The sequence below is a fragment of the Pseudomonas sp. PA-4-8C genome (assembly GCF_021606625.1).
Classification (GTDB): domain Bacteria; phylum Pseudomonadota; class Gammaproteobacteria; order Pseudomonadales; family Pseudomonadaceae; genus Aquipseudomonas; species Aquipseudomonas lactis.
The window spans coordinates 1-14,451 of the sequence record NZ_WKCD01000125.1; the positions used below are offsets into that span (position 1 = coordinate 1).

At 60.7% G+C, this 14,451-nt stretch carries 12 protein-coding genes; 4 read left to right on the top strand and 8 right to left on the bottom strand.

The genetic code is table 11. The annotated features are described in order from the left end of the window. Positions 1-76: 76 nt before the first annotated feature. The 8 genes from pdxJ to lptF all read right to left on the bottom strand — a co-directional run bounded on the left by pdxJ (position 77) and on the right by lptF (position 8,547). Positions 77-820, bottom strand: coding sequence for a pyridoxine 5'-phosphate synthase (pdxJ, locus tag GIW04_RS18180; RefSeq protein ID WP_003188860.1), 744 nt, complete (start codon positions 818-820; stop codon positions 77-79). Positions 821-871: 51 nt separating this feature from the next. Next, complete coding sequence (recO, locus tag GIW04_RS18185; RefSeq protein WP_003188859.1) at positions 872-1,558, bottom strand: DNA repair protein RecO; 687 nt, start codon at positions 1,556-1,558, stop codon at positions 872-874. A 154-nt stretch (positions 1,559-1,712) separates the two neighbouring features. Continuing rightward, the gene (gene era / locus GIW04_RS18190) at positions 1,713-2,615 is read right to left on the bottom strand and encodes a GTPase Era (protein WP_003188857.1); all 903 of its coding nucleotides are present in this window, start codon (positions 2,613-2,615) and stop codon (positions 1,713-1,715) included. Continuing rightward, complete coding sequence (gene rnc / locus GIW04_RS18195) at positions 2,608-3,297, bottom strand: ribonuclease III (RefSeq protein WP_003188856.1); 690 nt, start codon at positions 3,295-3,297, stop codon at positions 2,608-2,610. Before rnc ends, era begins: the two co-directional genes overlap by 8 nt. Positions 3,298-3,441: 144 nt before the next feature. Further along, positions 3,442-4,296: a signal peptidase I gene (gene lepB / locus GIW04_RS18200; protein ID WP_003188855.1), complete on the bottom strand. Its 855-nt coding sequence runs from the start codon at positions 4,294-4,296 to the stop codon at positions 3,442-3,444. 5 nt (positions 4,297-4,301) lie between these two features. Then, positions 4,302-6,101, bottom strand: a complete 1,800-nt coding sequence (gene lepA / locus GIW04_RS18205) for a translation elongation factor 4 (RefSeq protein WP_003188853.1) — start codon at positions 6,099-6,101, stop codon at positions 4,302-4,304. A gap of 255 nt (positions 6,102-6,356) precedes the next feature. Beyond that, entirely contained in the window at positions 6,357-7,436 is a 1,080-nt protein-coding gene (gene lptG / locus GIW04_RS18210) for an LPS export ABC transporter permease LptG (protein WP_003188851.1), read from the bottom strand. Then, the gene (gene lptF / locus GIW04_RS18215; protein ID WP_003188848.1) at positions 7,429-8,547 is read right to left on the bottom strand and encodes an LPS export ABC transporter permease LptF; all 1,119 of its coding nucleotides are present in this window, start codon (positions 8,545-8,547) and stop codon (positions 7,429-7,431) included. Before lptF ends, lptG begins: the two co-directional genes overlap by 8 nt. A gap of 284 nt (positions 8,548-8,831) precedes the next feature. Here lptF and GIW04_RS18220 point away from each other — a divergent pair, with 284 nt between their 5' ends. The 4 genes from GIW04_RS18220 to GIW04_RS18235 all read left to right on the top strand — a co-directional run bounded on the left by GIW04_RS18220 (position 8,832) and on the right by GIW04_RS18235 (position 14,338). Next, positions 8,832-10,322: a leucyl aminopeptidase gene (locus GIW04_RS18220; protein ID WP_034128658.1), complete on the top strand. Its 1,491-nt coding sequence runs from the start codon at positions 8,832-8,834 to the stop codon at positions 10,320-10,322. A gap of 147 nt (positions 10,323-10,469) precedes the next feature. After that, positions 10,470-10,898, top strand: a complete 429-nt coding sequence (locus GIW04_RS18225; RefSeq protein ID WP_003188845.1) for a DNA polymerase III subunit chi — start codon at positions 10,470-10,472, stop codon at positions 10,896-10,898. A 7-nt stretch (positions 10,899-10,905) separates the two neighbouring features. Beyond that, positions 10,906-11,280, top strand: a complete 375-nt coding sequence (locus tag GIW04_RS18230) for a hypothetical protein (RefSeq protein WP_003188844.1) — start codon at positions 10,906-10,908, stop codon at positions 11,278-11,280. A 211-nt stretch (positions 11,281-11,491) separates the two neighbouring features. After that, positions 11,492-14,338: a valine--tRNA ligase gene (locus tag GIW04_RS18235; protein WP_003188842.1), complete on the top strand. Its 2,847-nt coding sequence runs from the start codon at positions 11,492-11,494 to the stop codon at positions 14,336-14,338. Positions 14,339-14,451 lie beyond the last annotated feature (113 nt).

The following is a 14,451-nucleotide window of genomic DNA, read 5'->3' on the forward strand; positions in this document are numbered from 1 at the left end:
GTGTCAGTTGACGCATTCGTAGCAGGCCCACCGCGATCGCAGGCAAGCCAGCTCCCACATTGATCTTCATTGTTTATTAATGTTTGGCAGCGGCCAGGATCAGGGCTTTCATTTCGGCTACCGCGCCTTTGAAACCGACGAACAACGCGTGGGCCACCAGGGCATGGCCGATGTTCAGCTCGTTGATACCTTTGATTGCGGCCACGGCCTCGACGTTGTGGTAATGCAAGCCATGGCCGGCATTGACGATCAAGCCTTCGTTGAGCCCGCAGTTCACGCCGTCGATGATGCGTTGCAGTTCGTCGGCCACTTCGGTCGGCGTGGTGGCATCGGCGTAGCGACCGGTGTGCAGTTCGATGGCCGGGGCACCCACACGGCGGGAGGCTTCGATCTGGCGTTCGTCGGCGTCAATAAACAGCGAGACTTCACTGCCGATCCGCGACAGGCGCTCCACCGCAGCCTTGATCCGTGCTTCCTGGCCGGCGACGTCGAGGCCGCCTTCGGTGGTCAACTCCTGGCGGGTTTCCGGTACCAGGCAGATATGCGCCGGGCGGATGCGCTCGGCGAACGCCATCATTTCTTCAGTGACGCCCATTTCGAAGTTCATGCGGGTTTGCAGCACGTCCTTGAGCAGCAGCACGTCGCGCTCCTGGATGTGGCGGCGGTCTTCGCGCAGGTGCACGGTGATGCCGTCGGCACCCGCTTCTTCGGCGTCCAGCGCGGCCTTGACCGGGTCAGGGTAACGGGTGCCCCGGGCCTGGCGCAGGGTGGCGACGTGGTCGATGTTGACGCCAAGAAGAATGCGATTGCTGGTGGTCACGGAGGCGCTCCTGAAAAGGGAAAGAATCGGTGCACAGCATACACGGGGATGTCAGGGCTTTCGAAACAACTCGCGACTGACCAGCGGCCGCCCGCCCAGGTGCACAGCCAGGGCCTGGCGCATCAGGCGCTTGGCAGCAGACAGCGCACCGGGAGCGTGCCAGTCGGCTTCGCTCATGGCCAGCAGTTCGGTGCCCTGAAACAGGCCGGGCTGCAGCAGGTACACGCGCTCAAGCCCGGCATCGACTTGCAGGCGATACATGCCATCGGCGGCGATGGGCTCGCCGTGCAAGTCGTTGGCCAGTTCGAAGCCGTAGCCAAGGTCGTCGAGCAAGCGCCATTCGAAGGCGCGTAGCAGCGGTTCCAGGGGGCGGCCCTCAGCGAGGGCAAGCAAGGTGGCAGCGTAGTGATCGAAGACCGCGGGGTGCGGGTCTTCGGCGGGCAACAGGCGAATCAGCAGTTCATTGAGGTAAAGGCCGCTGAACAGCGCATCGCCATTCAGCCAGGCCGAGGTGCCGACGCTTTCCAGGCGGCCGACGTTTTTCAGCTCGCCCTTGCCGCGAAACTCCACGTCCAGCGCCACGAACGGCCGCGCCAACGTGCCCGCCTTACCGCGCGCGCTGCGCAAGACGGCGCGCAGGCGGCCTTGGGGCGTGAGGAAGTCCACCAGCGCGCTGGTTTCGCGGTAGGCGCGGCTGTGCAGGACGTAGGCGGGTTGGCTGGGGGGGGAGGCGGACATGAGGCTCTCTCGCAGAACGTGAAACAGCGTCGATCCAATGTGGGAGCGGGCTTGCCCGCGATGGCGGCGTCACAGTCAACATCTCTGCTGAATGTTACATCCTCATCGCGGGCAAGCCCGCTCCCACAAGGTTTTGCAGTGTGTTCGAGACCCGTTACAGGTCGCCATAGCCCAGGGAGCGCAACGCACGCTCATCATCGGACCAGCCACCCTTAACCTTCACCCACAGGTTGAGCATGATCTTGGAGTCGAACAGCAGCTCCATGTCCTTGCGCGCTTCGGTACCGATACGCTTGATACGCTCGCCCTTGTCGCCAATGATGATTTTCTTCTGGCCGTCACGTTCGACGAGGATCAGCGCATGGATATGCAAGGTCTTGCCCTGCTGCTTGAACTCTTCGATTTCGACGGTGATCTGGTACGGCAGCTCGGCGCCCATCTGGCGCATGATTTTCTCGCGGACCAGTTCGGCGGCGAGGAAGCGGCTGCTGCGGTCGGTGATCTGGTCTTCCGGGAAGAAGTGCTCGTTCTCCGGCAGGTGCTCGGCGATCACGCGCTCCAGGGCTTCCAGGTTATGACCGTGCTGGGCCGAGATCGGGATGATCTGGGCGTTCGGCAGTTGCTCCTGCAGCCAGCTCAGGTGTGGCATCAGCTCGGCTTTGTCTTCGATACGGTCGGTCTTGTTCAGCGCGACGATCAACGGGCCGGTCACGTATTGCACACGCTCGAGGACCATCTGGTCTTCGTCGGTCCACTTGGTGCGGTCGACTACAAAGATCACCACGTCGACGTCTTTCAACGCGGCCGAGGCGGTCTTGTTCATGTAGCGGTTCAGGGCTTTCTCGCCACCTTTGTGCATACCTGGGGTATCGACATACACCGCTTGCACGTGGCCTTCGGTCTTGATGCCCAGCATGTTGTGGCGGGTGGTCTGGGGCTTGCGCGAGGTGATCGCGAGCTTCTGGCCGAGAATGTGGTTGAGCAGCGTGGACTTGCCCACGTTCGGGCGGCCGACGATGGCAACATAGCCACAGCGTGTTGCGGTTGAATCAGTCATGGCCATTCTCCACGCCCAGGGCAATCAGTGCTGCAGCGGCCGCTACCTGTTCGGCAATACGACGGCTCACACCCTGACCTCGGCTTTTTTCGTTCAATAAGGTGATTTCACATTCCACGAAGAACACCCGGCAATGGGGCTCGCCCTGGATATCCACCACTTCGTAGCGTGGCAGTTCGCAACCGCGGGACTGCAAGTACTCTTGCAGGCGGGTCTTGGGATCCTTGTTGGTATCGACCAGCGTCAGGCTTTCGATTTCCGAGGCCAGCCAGGCGACCACGCGCTCCTTGGCCGTCTCCATGCCTGCATCAAGGTAGATCGCACCGATCAAGGCTTCCAGGGCATCAGCCAGGATTGACTCGCGACGGAAACCGCCGCTTTTCAACTCGCCGGAACCCAGCCGCAGGTACTCGCCCAGGCCGAAGCCTCGGGCCAGCACGGCCAGGGTCTCGCCTTTTACAAGGCGTGCGCGCAGGCGTGAAAGCTGGCCTTCTCGCGCTTGGGGGAAACGCTCGAACAGCGCCTCGCCGGCGGCGAAATTGAGGATAGCGTCACCGAGGAATTCCAGGCGCTCGTTATTGCGCCCTGCAAAGCTGCGGTGTGTGAGGGCAAGGACCATCAATTCCTGGTCCTTGAAGGTGTAGCCGAGCTGACGCTCGAGACGACTTAGAGAAACGGTCACGGTTTATCCATATCTAGTTGATGGCACCGGCGGCCATCGACGATTGACGCAGTGTTCAAATTCAAATCCTGATGGGTACCGGGCATCGGAAAATGTCCAAGCCCCAGAAAAGCATTCGGCGCTGTGTTCACAGCGCCGCTTGTATTACTTGATCAGCCCGACCCGCGAGAAGTTCGGCAGGTGGCTGAGCTTGGGTTCCGGCCAACTCATCCAGACCGCGAAGGCTTTGCCGACAATGTTCTCGTCGGGCACCATGCCCAGCAGGTCTTTGGGAATGTTGGGGTCATCCCAGTAGCGGCTGTCGTTGGAGTTGTCGCGGTTGTCGCCCATCATGAAGTAGTGCCCGGCAGGCACTTTCCACTGGCCATCCGGCATCGCACGGTAGCGGCTCATTTCCTTGCGGATTTGGTGCTCCACCGCGCCGAGTTTTTCCTGGTACAGCTCGGCGCTGCCCAGGGTGTTCGGCTCGGCGCCCAGCAGCTTCTCGGCCACCGACTCACCGTTGATGAACAGACGCTTGTCACTGGTGTAGCGCACCACGTCGCCCGGCAGGCCGACCACACGCTTGATGTAGTTGACGTTCGGGTCGCTTGGGTAGCGGAACACCATCACATCGCCGCGCTGCGGGTCACCCACGGGGATGACTTTCTTGTCGATCACCGGCAGACGAATGCCGTAGGAAAACTTGTTCACCAGGATGAAGTCGCCCACGTCCAGGGTCGGTTTCATCGACCCCGAAGGGATCTGGAACGGCTCTACCAGAAACGAGCGCAGCACCAGCACGATGAACAACACCGGAAAGAACGACTTGCCGTACTCAACCAGCAAGGGCTCTTTGTTCAGCTTTTCGACCACCACCGCATCGGGCTGGCTGACGCTACCCTGATAGGAAGCGATGGCCGCCCGACGCCGCGGGGCGAAGAACACCAGATCGAGCAACGCCAGGAGACCACAGACGGCAACGGCAATGACCAGCAACAGCGGGAAATTTAGTGACATAGGACCTAACTATCCAACCTGAGCACCGCAAGGAAGGCTTCTTGTGGAACTTCCACGTTGCCTACTTGCTTCATGCGTTTTTTACCGGCCTTTTGCTTCTCAAGCAGCTTGCGCTTACGGCTTACGTCACCGCCGTAGCATTTGGCCAGTACGTTCTTTCTGAGAGCCTTGACGGAGGTCCGTGCAATGATCTGCCCGCCAATGGCGGCCTGGATCGCGACGTCGAACATCTGGCGCGGAATCAGTTCCTTCATCTTCTCGGTCAGTTGGCGACCTTTGTAGTGCGCGTTGTCCTTGTGCACGATCAGTGCCAAGGCATCTACCTTGTCGCCGTTGATCAGCACATCCAGTTTCACCAGATTAGCCGATTGGTAACGATCGAAATGGTAGTCCAGCGAAGCATAGCCGCGACTGGTGGACTTGAGACGGTCGAAGAAGTCCAGGACCACTTCGTTCATCGGCATATCGTAGGTCACTTGTACCTGGGTACCGAGAAACAGCATGTCGCGCTGCACGCCACGCTTTTCGATGCACAGGGTAATGACGTTGCCCAAGTGTTCCTGCGGTACCAGGATATTGGCCCGCACGATCGGCTCGCGCATGTCTTCAATGGCCGACAGGTCCGGGAGCTTGGAGGGGTTGTCGACGTAAATCGTTTCACCGGTTTTGAGCAGCAACTCGAAAATAACGGTGGGTGCGGTGGTGATCAGGTCCAGGTCGTATTCGCGCTCAAGGCGCTCCTGGATGATCTCCATGTGCAGCATGCCCAGGAACCCGCAACGGAAACCGAAGCCCAGGGCGTCGGAGCTTTCCGGGGTGTACTGCAACGACGAGTCGTTGAGGGTCAGTTTTTGCAGGGCTTCGCGGAAATCTTCGAAGTCATCGGAGCTGACCGGGAACAGGCCGGCGTAGACCTGTGGCTGGATGCGCTTGAAGCCGGGCAGCACGTCGACGTCTGGCGTGGAGCTCAGGGTCAGGGTATCACCCACTGGCGCACCGTGAATGTCCTTGATACCGGCGATGATGAAGCCTACTTCACCGGCTTTCAGATCAACGGTGGCAGTGTGCTTGGGGTTGAATACACCGACGCTGTCCACCAGGTGGATCTTGCCGGTGGACTTGACCAGGATCTTGTCGCCCTTCTTCACACGGCCATGGCGCACGCGTACCAGGGAAACAACGCCCAGGTAGTTGTCGAACCAGGAGTCGATGATCAACGCTTGCAGCGGATCTTCGTAGTTGCCGGTCGGCGCGGGAATGGTGTGCACCAGGCGTTCGAGCACTTCGTCGACACCCAGGCCGGTCTTGGCGCTGCAGGTGACGGCGTCGGTAGCGTCGATGCCGATGATCTTCTCGATCTCTTCCTTGACGCGCTCAGGCTCGGCCTGGGGCAGGTCGATCTTGTTGAGCACGGGCATGACTTCCAGGCCCTGCTCGATCGCGGTGTAGCAGTTGGCAACCGACTGCGCCTCGACGCCCTGGCCGGCATCGACCACCAGCAACGCACCTTCACAGGCCGCCAGCGAACGGCTGACTTCGTAGGTGAAGTCAACGTGGCCTGGGGTGTCAATGAAGTTCAGTTGGTAAGTGATGCCGTCTTTGGCCTTGTAGTACAGCGTGACGCTGTGGGCCTTGATGGTGATCCCGCGCTCGCGTTCGAGGTCCATGGAATCCAGTACCTGGGCTTCCATTTCACGCTCGGCAAGGCCGCCGCACATCTGGATAAATCGATCGGCCAGCGTCGACTTGCCATGGTCAATGTGGGCGATGATGGAGAAATTGCGGATATGACTCAAATCACTCACGGATCAACACTCAAAAAGGCTGCAGGCAGATTGCCCGCTGAAAAATAGCCGGGAATTGTACCTGATGCTCAGGCCAGACGTCATCTTTGCTGACCAATACAAAAAAGCCCCGTTTCCACGGGGCTTATTACTGTAGGAGCGAGCTTGCTCTCGAAAATCGCCAACGATAACGCGCTTATCCTGGATAAACGCGGCGTTTCGTAGATTTTCGCGAGCAAGCTCGCTCCTACAGGGAGGGGCATTATGCAAGCGGCTTCAACCGGCCCGACGCAGCAGCCAGAACCCGGCCACAGCACAAATAGCTGTTGGCACCAGTACCGCAAACAGCGGCGAAAAACCGAATACCAGGCTCGACGGCCCCAGCAAGTCCTGGGCGATGCGGAAGGTGAAACCCACCAGCACACCGGTAAATACCCGCTGGCCCAGGGTCACGGAACGCAACGGCCCGAAAATGAAGGAGATCGCCATCAACACCAACGCAGCGGTAACCACCGGTTGCAAGACTTTCACCCAGAACGCCAGCCAGTAGCGGCCATTGTTCAAACCCTGCTCCTTGAGATAGTGGATATAGCTCCATAAACCGGAGATAGGCAGCGCTTCCGGTACCATCACCACGGTGTTGAGCAATTCCGGCTTCAGGGCGATATCCCACTGCTCAGTCGGCACATTGACCACTTCGGTGCTGGACTGGGTGCCCTGGCCCACGTTACGGAAGTGCGTGGTGGTGACGTCGCTCAGTTGCCATTGTTCGCCACTGTACTGCGCGCGCTTGGCGAAGCTGGACGACAACATGTGCCGTTCTTTGTCGAAGGTGTAGCGGGTCACCCCGATCAACAGGCCACCCGGCTGCACGGCGTTGATGTGGATGAACTCATCACCCTGGCGGTGCCACAGGCCGTGCTTGGCGCTTTGCGCATCGCCCGAACCCTGGGCCAGGGCGCGATTGGCCTGGGCGGTGGCTTCGGCCGGTGGCGCGACGTATTCACCGATCAGCACGCTGCACGCCATCAGCAGCAGCATCGGCTTCATGACCGCCCAGACGATACGGCCTATGGAAACCCCGGCTGCGCGCATGATGGTCAGTTCGCTGTTGCTGGCCAGGGTGCCCAGGCCGATCAGGCAGCCAATCAGCGCGGCCATTGGCATCATGTCGTAGAGGCGACGCGGCGCGGTCAGTGCCACGTAGCTCAGCACGTCCGTGACCGTGTAGGTATCGGTGACGTTGCCCACTTCATCAATGAAGGCGAACAGCAAGGCCAGGCCGAGAATGATGCCCAATACCGCCAGGATGGCGATCAGTACGCTAATGCCGATGTAGCGATCAAGCTTAGCCACGAGCCAACTCCTTCAGGCCACGACGGCTCTTCATTTTCAAACGGATAGGTTCCCAATAGAGCAGCCCCAGGCCGATCATCAGGAAAACCCCGTGTACCCACCACAGGCCCAGGGCCGGCGGCAACTTGCCCTTCTCCAGGGAACCACGGGCGGAAATCAGGATGGTCAGGTAGGCCATGTACAGCAGGATCGCCGGCAGCAACTTGAGGAAGCGCCCCTGGCGCGGGTTGACGCGCGACAGCGGCACGGCCATCAGGGTCACGATAAATACCAGCAACGGCAGGGAAAGGCGCCATTGCAGCTCGGCGATGGAGCGCAATTCCGGGCTGCCGAAGAGCGATGAGGTGGGCAGCGCGTCGCGGTCGGTCACCTCGTCACTGATCTCGGCCTTGGGCAGCATGACGCCATAGGTGTCGTACTTGATGGCGCGATAGTCCGCCAGGCCAGGGCTGCCGTCGTAGCGGTAGCCGTTTTCCAGGATCAGGTAGCGGTTGCCATCGGGGCGGATTTCCTGGCGTCCGCTGTCGGCCACCAGAATGGTAATGCCACGGTCTTTCTGGTTCTGGCCGAGGTTCTTCTGGGAAATGAACACGCCGCCCAGGTTGGAGCGGTCGTCAGTCATGGTTTCGGTGTAGGTCACTCGCGAGCCGTCGCTGAGCGCCTGGAAGCGACCGGGTTCAAGGGTGTCGAACTCAGTCATCGCATCCTGCTTGTTCAGCAGCAACTGGAATTGCATGGCCCCCTGGGGCGCCAGGCTCATGCTCAACCAGGCCACCACCAGGGCAACACCGGCGGCAGGCACCATGGTCATGGCCAGCAGGCGCTGCTGGCTCATGCCGGTGGCCGACAGCACAGTCATCTCACTTTCCAGGTACAGCCGGCCATAGGCCAGCAATATGCCGAGGAACAGTCCCAGCGGCAGGATCAACTGGAGCATGCCGGGCATCCGGTAGCCCATGATCAGGAACAGTGAGCCCGGATCCAGGGCGCCAGCGGCGGCTTGGGCCAGGAACTTGACGAAACGACCACTCATGATGATGACCAGCAACACCGCACTCACGGCACTCAGGGTCAACAGGACTTCGCGGGACAGATAACGGAAGACAATCAAACCAGACACTCCAGGGTTGTCAGGCTAAGGCGGCCAAACAAGCAAGCATACCGAGTCGACCCGTTTACCACGGGCCGGCTAAAAAGATGGCGCATTATCCTGTGATTGACCGCGCCTGTCACGGAGCTTACTCATGCGCACGCACAAAGCGTGCGCCAAGGGTTGTCAGGCTCCGCTGGCGAGGTTCAAACTGCGGCCTTTGTCGCTGGCGGTTTACAACGCTGCCGAGCTTTAAAGCCGGAGTACAAGCTCCCGGCTCACAGACCTTGATAAGGGACCCGAAAATGGAATTGGTTGTAAAAAGCGTTAGCCCCGAAACGTTGAAAACCGCCACCCTCGTGGTCGCTGTCGGCGAAGGCCGCACACTCGGCGTCGCCGCCAAGCAACTGGACGAACTGAGCGGCGGCGCTATCAGCGCCGTGCTCAAGCGCGGCGACCTGGCCGGCAAAGTCGGCCAGAGCCTGCTGCTGCAGAGCCTGCCCAACCTTAAGGCCGAGCGCGTTTTGCTGGTGGGCGTGGGCAAGGATGCCGAACTGGGCGACCGTCCGTTTCGCAAGATCGTCAGCGGCATCCTCACCACCCTCAAGGGCCTGGGCGGCAGCGATGCGGTGCTGGCACTCGATGAAATCGTGGTCAAGGGCCGCGACAGCTACGGCAAGACCCGCCTGCTGGCCGAGTCGCTGGTAGACGGCGGCTATATTTTCGACCAGTTCAAGAGCCAGAAAGCCGAACCCCGCGCCCTGAAGAAAATCACCCTGCTGACCATCAAGGCTGCCCAGGCTGAAGTCCAGCGCGCCGTCACCCACGCCCAGGCCATCGCCAATGGCATGTCGTTCACTCGCGACCTGGGCAACCTGCCGCCGAACATCTGCCACCCGACATTCCTGGGCGAACAGGCCAAGGCACTGGGCAAAGAGTTCAAGGGCTTGAAGGTTGAAGTGCTGGACGAGAAGAAAATCAAGGACCTGGGCATGGGCTCGTTCTATGCCGTGGGCCAGGGCAGCGACCAGCCGCCACGCCTGATCGTGATGCAATACAACGGCGGCAAGAAGTCCGAGAAGCCTTACGCCCTGGTAGGTAAAGGCATCACCTTCGACACCGGCGGCATCAGCCTCAAGCCGGGTGCCGGCATGGACGAGATGAAGTACGACATGGGCGGCGCCGCCAGCGTGTTCGGCACCCTGCGTGCGGTGCTTGAGCTCAAGCTGCCGATCAACCTGGTGTGCATTTTGGCCTGTGCCGAGAATATGCCGAGCGGCGGCGCGGCTCGCCCAGGCGATATCGTCACCACCATGAGCGGCCAGACTGTGGAGATCCTCAACACCGACGCCGAAGGCCGCCTGGTGCTGTGCGACGCCCTGACCTACGCCGAGCGCTTCAAGCCCCAGGCCGTGATCGACATCGCCACTCTGACCGGTGCCTGCATCGTGGCCCTGGGCTCCCACACCTCAGGCCTGCTGGGCAACAACGACGAACTGATCGAGCAACTGCTCAGCGCCGGCAAGGCCGCCGACGACCGCGCCTGGCAACTGCCGCTGTTCGATGAGTACCAGGAACAGCTCGACAGCCCGTTCGCCGACATCGCCAACATCGGTGGCCCGAAAGCCGGCACCATCACCGCGGCCTGCTTCCTGTCGCGCTTTGCCAAGAACTTCAACTGGGCGCACCTGGACATCGCCGGCACTGCCTGGACCAGCGGCGGCAAGGACAAGGGCGCCACTGGCCGTCCGGTGCCCCTGTTGACCCAATACCTGCTGGATCGCGCCAAAGCTTAAGCGGCCCCGGCCCTTCTGTAGGAGCGAGCTTGCTCGCGAAGATCGCCTTTGATAACACGTTCATTCTGGATGAACGCGGTGTCATCTGGTTTTTCGCGAGCAAGCTCGCTCCTACAGGGGGTAATCAGGCCAGCCCCAGGATTTCCAATGCCCCAAGTCGACTTCTATATATTGCCCAGCGCCGATCCCCTCGCGCGCCTGGACTTTGCCTGCAAACTCACCGAAAAAGCCTGGCGTATGGGCCATCGCATCTACCTGCACTGCAGCGATGCCGCCCAACGTGACGAACTTGATGCCCGTCTGTGGCGCTTCAAGGGCGAAAGCTTCGTGCCCCACGGCCCCGCCGAATCCGAACCTGAAAGCCTGGTTGTGCTGGGTTTGGGGGATAATTGCGGCGATCACCATGATTTGCTGGTCAACCTCGACCTGAAGGTACCGGCCTTTGCCCAAGCGTTCGCCCGTGTGGCGGAAGTGGTGGTGGAAGACCCGGCTATTCGTCAGGCTGCGCGGGAGAGTTTCCGTTTCTACCGTGAACAGGGCTATCCTCTGCAAGATCACCGGCTACAACGACTTTGAGTACATGATGGACACTCCAAACCCGCTGAAAAAAGACGACCACCTGCTGGATGACCTGGAGTCGATCCGTCAGTTGCTGGGTGATGACAACCTGCAACCGCCGCTGCTGACCGAGACGGCCGATGGCGAGGTACAGATCCCGCTGCTGTTCGACATGGTCGGCGGCAAGCCTGCCGCGCCGGCACCTGTGGTTGCAGAACCAGCGCCAGCAGCCGAAAAAGCCCCGGACGCGCTGTTGCTGCACCTGGACAACGAACTGCGCGCCGCTGCGCAATTGATCATGCAGGATGTGATCGATGACTTTGCGCCACATATCGAAGCCGAGATCAAGCGTCGGATGGATGCGCGGATGGAGCGGTTGCTCAGCCAATACCAGAACTGAAAGTCCCCCCCCATCCTTGTGGGAGCTGGCTTGCCTGCGATGGCGGCGCATCAGTCGCCGAAGATGCTGACTGAAACACCGCCATCGCAGGCAAGCCAGCTCCCACATTAATTCTGCATCGGTCTTAACCGTCTTCGCCTCGCCCTCGCCCCTATCCCCCGTTATACTTGCCGGCTTTCCTGAATAAATGCCAACTAGGGTCCCGCCGCGCATGGATAAGACCTACCAGCCCCACGCTATCGAAACTTCCTGGTACAACACCTGGGAGTCCGAGAACTATTTCGCCCCACAAGGTGCGGGCGACTCGTACACCATCATGATTCCGCCACCGAACGTCACTGGCAGCCTGCACATGGGCCATGGCTTCAACAATGCGATCATGGATGCGTTGATCCGCTTCCGCCGCATGCAGGGTCGCGACACCCTGTGGCAACCGGGCACCGACCACGCCGGTATCGCCACCCAGATGCTGGTGGAACGCCAACTGGAAGCCACCGGCCAGAACCGTCACGACCTGGGTCGCGAGAAATTCCTGGAGAAAGTCTGGGAATGGAAAGACCAGTCCGGCGGCAATATCAGCCGTCAGATCCGTCGCCTGGGTTCGTCCGTAGACTGGAGCCGCGAGCGCTTCACCATGGACGACGGCCTGTCCGAAGCCGTAAAGGAAGCCTTCGTGCGCCTGCACGAAGACGGCCTGATCTACCGCGGCAAGCGCCTGGTCAACTGGGACACCAAGTTGCACACGGCGATTTCCGACCTTGAAGTGGAAAACCACGACGAGAAAGGCTTCCTGTGGAACCTCAAGTATCCGCTGGCCGATGGCGCCAAGACCGCCGAGGGCAACGATTACCTGATCGTTGCCACCACCCGTCCGGAAACCATGCTCGGCGATGCCGCCGTCGCCGTTAACCCGAACGACGAGCGCTACCAGGCGCTGATCGGCAAGTTCGTCGAACTGCCGTTGGTTGGCCGCCGTATCCCGATCATCGCGGACGACTATTGCGACCCTGAATTCGGCACCGGCTGCGTGAAAATCACCCCGGCCCACGATTTCAACGACTATGAAGTCGGCAAGCGCCACAACCTGCCGCTGCTGAACATCTTCGACAAAAATGCCGCCGTATTGCCGGCCTGCCAGGTGTTCAACCTGGACGGCTCGCTCAACGACAGCATCGACGGCAAGATCCCGGCCGAATATGCCGGCCTCGACCGTTTTGAAGCGCGCAAGCAGATCGTTGCCGCCTTCGACGCCGCCGGTTTGCTGGTCAGCGTCGACGACCACGGCCTCAAAGTGCCGAAGGGCGACCGCTCCGGCACCGTGATCGAGCCGTGGCTGACCGACCAGTGGTACGTGTCCACCAAGCCGCTGGCCGAGCCTGCGATTGCCGCCGTGGAAGATGGCCGCATCCAGTTCGTGCCTAAACAGTACGAAAACATGTACTTCTCGTGGATGCGCGACATCCAGGACTGGTGCATCAGCCGTCAGCTGTGGTGGGGCCACCGCATTCCGGCCTGGTACGACGAATCGGGCAAGGTCTATGTAGGCCGCGACGAAGCCGAAGTGCGCGCCAAGCACAACCTCGGCGCGGACATCGCGCTGCAACAGGACAACGACGTACTGGACACCTGGTTCAGTTCGGGCCTGTGGACCTTCTCTACCCTGGGCTGGCCGCAGCAGACCGAGTTCCTGAAGAAATTCCACTCCACCGACGTGCTGGTCACCGGCTTCGACATCATTTTCTTCTGGGTTGCCCGGATGATCATGCTCACCATGCACCTGGTGAAGAACGAAGACGGCACCCCGCAGGTACCGTTCAAGACCGTGTACGTACACGGCCTGGTACGCGACGGCCAGGGCCAGAAGATGTCCAAGTCCAAGGGCAACGTCCTGGACCCACTGGATATCATCGACGGCATCGACCTGGAAACCCTGGTGCAGAAACGCACCTCGGGCCTGATGCAGCCGAAACTGGCGAAAAAGATCGAGAAGCAGACCCGCGACGAGTTCGAAGGCGGCATCGCCAGCTACGGCACCGACGCCCTGCGCTTCACCTTCTGCTCGCTGGCCTCCACCGGTCGCGACATCAAGTTCGACATGGGCCGCGTCGAAGGCTATCGCAACTTCTGCAACAAGATCTGGAATGCGGCGCGCTACGTGCTGGACAAAGGCGAAGACTGCGGCCAGAACGGCGAAGCCTATGAGTTGAGCCTGGCGGATCGCTGGATCATCTCGCAGCTGCAGCGCACCGAAGCCGAAGTGACCCGCCAGCTCGACCAGTTCCGTTTCGACCTGGCCGCACAGGCCCTGTACGAGTTCATCTGGAACCAGTATTGCGACTGGTACCTGGAACTGTCCAAGCCGGTGCTGTGGGACGAAAACTCGCCGGTCGAGCGCCAGCGCGGCACCCGTCGCACCTTGGTGCGCGTGCTGGAAGTGGCGTTGCGCCTGGCGCACCCGTTCATGCCGTTCATCACCGAAGAAATCTGGCAGCGCCTGGCGCCGCTGGCCGGTATCGAAGGCAAGACCATCATGCTGCAACCTTGGCCGGTGGCCAACGAAGCGCGCATCGATGAGGCCGCCGAAAGCGATATCGAATGGCTCAAGACCCTGATGCTCGGCACGCGCAACATCCGCGCCGAGATGAACATCGGGCCGGGCAAGCCGTTGGCCGTGTTCGTCAAGAACGCCAGTGCCGAAGATCAGCGTCGCCTCAGCGAGAACGATGCACTGCTCAAGAAGCTGGCCAAGCTGGAGTCGATCACCGTATTGGCTGAAGGCGCCGAAGCACCGCTGTCCGCCACTGCGTTGGTGGGCGACATGGAAGTGCTGGTGCCAATGGCCGGACTGATCGACAAGGGTGCGGAACTTGCGCGCCTCGACAAGGAAATTGCGCGTCTGCAAGGCGAAGTGCAACGCGTGGGCGGCAAGCTGTCCAACGCGGCGTTCGTCGACAAGGCGCCGGCTGAAGTGATCGAGAAAGAACGCGCCAAGTTGGCCGAGGCAGAACAAGCCTTGGGCAAGCTGGCGGAGCAACATGCGCGGATTTCCAGCCTGTAAGGCTGGCGCCGTGTGAAAAAAGAGACCTTCGGGTCTCTTTTTTTTGTCCAGCAAAACGACATCATTTCCGACTCTGAACCCTATCCCTGTGGGAGCTGGCTTGCCTGCGATAG

Coding starts and splice junctions, on each gene's coding strand:
- recO (WP_003188859.1), bottom strand. CDS start 1,558: ATGTCCGCCTCCCCCCCCAGCCAACCCGCCTACGTCCTGCACAGCCGC.
- era (WP_003188857.1), bottom strand. CDS start 2,615: ATGACTGATTCAACCGCAACACGCTGTGGCTATGTTGCCATCGTCGGC.
- lepB (WP_003188855.1), bottom strand. CDS start 4,296: ATGTCACTAAATTTCCCGCTGTTGCTGGTCATTGCCGTTGCCGTCTGT.
- GIW04_RS18220 (WP_034128658.1), top strand. CDS start 8,832: ATGGAATTGGTTGTAAAAAGCGTTAGCCCCGAAACGTTGAAAACCGCC.
- GIW04_RS18225 (WP_003188845.1), top strand. CDS start 10,470: ATGCCCCAAGTCGACTTCTATATATTGCCCAGCGCCGATCCCCTCGCG.
- GIW04_RS18230 (WP_003188844.1), top strand. CDS start 10,906: ATGGACACTCCAAACCCGCTGAAAAAAGACGACCACCTGCTGGATGAC.
- GIW04_RS18235 (WP_003188842.1), top strand. CDS start 11,492: ATGGATAAGACCTACCAGCCCCACGCTATCGAAACTTCCTGGTACAAC.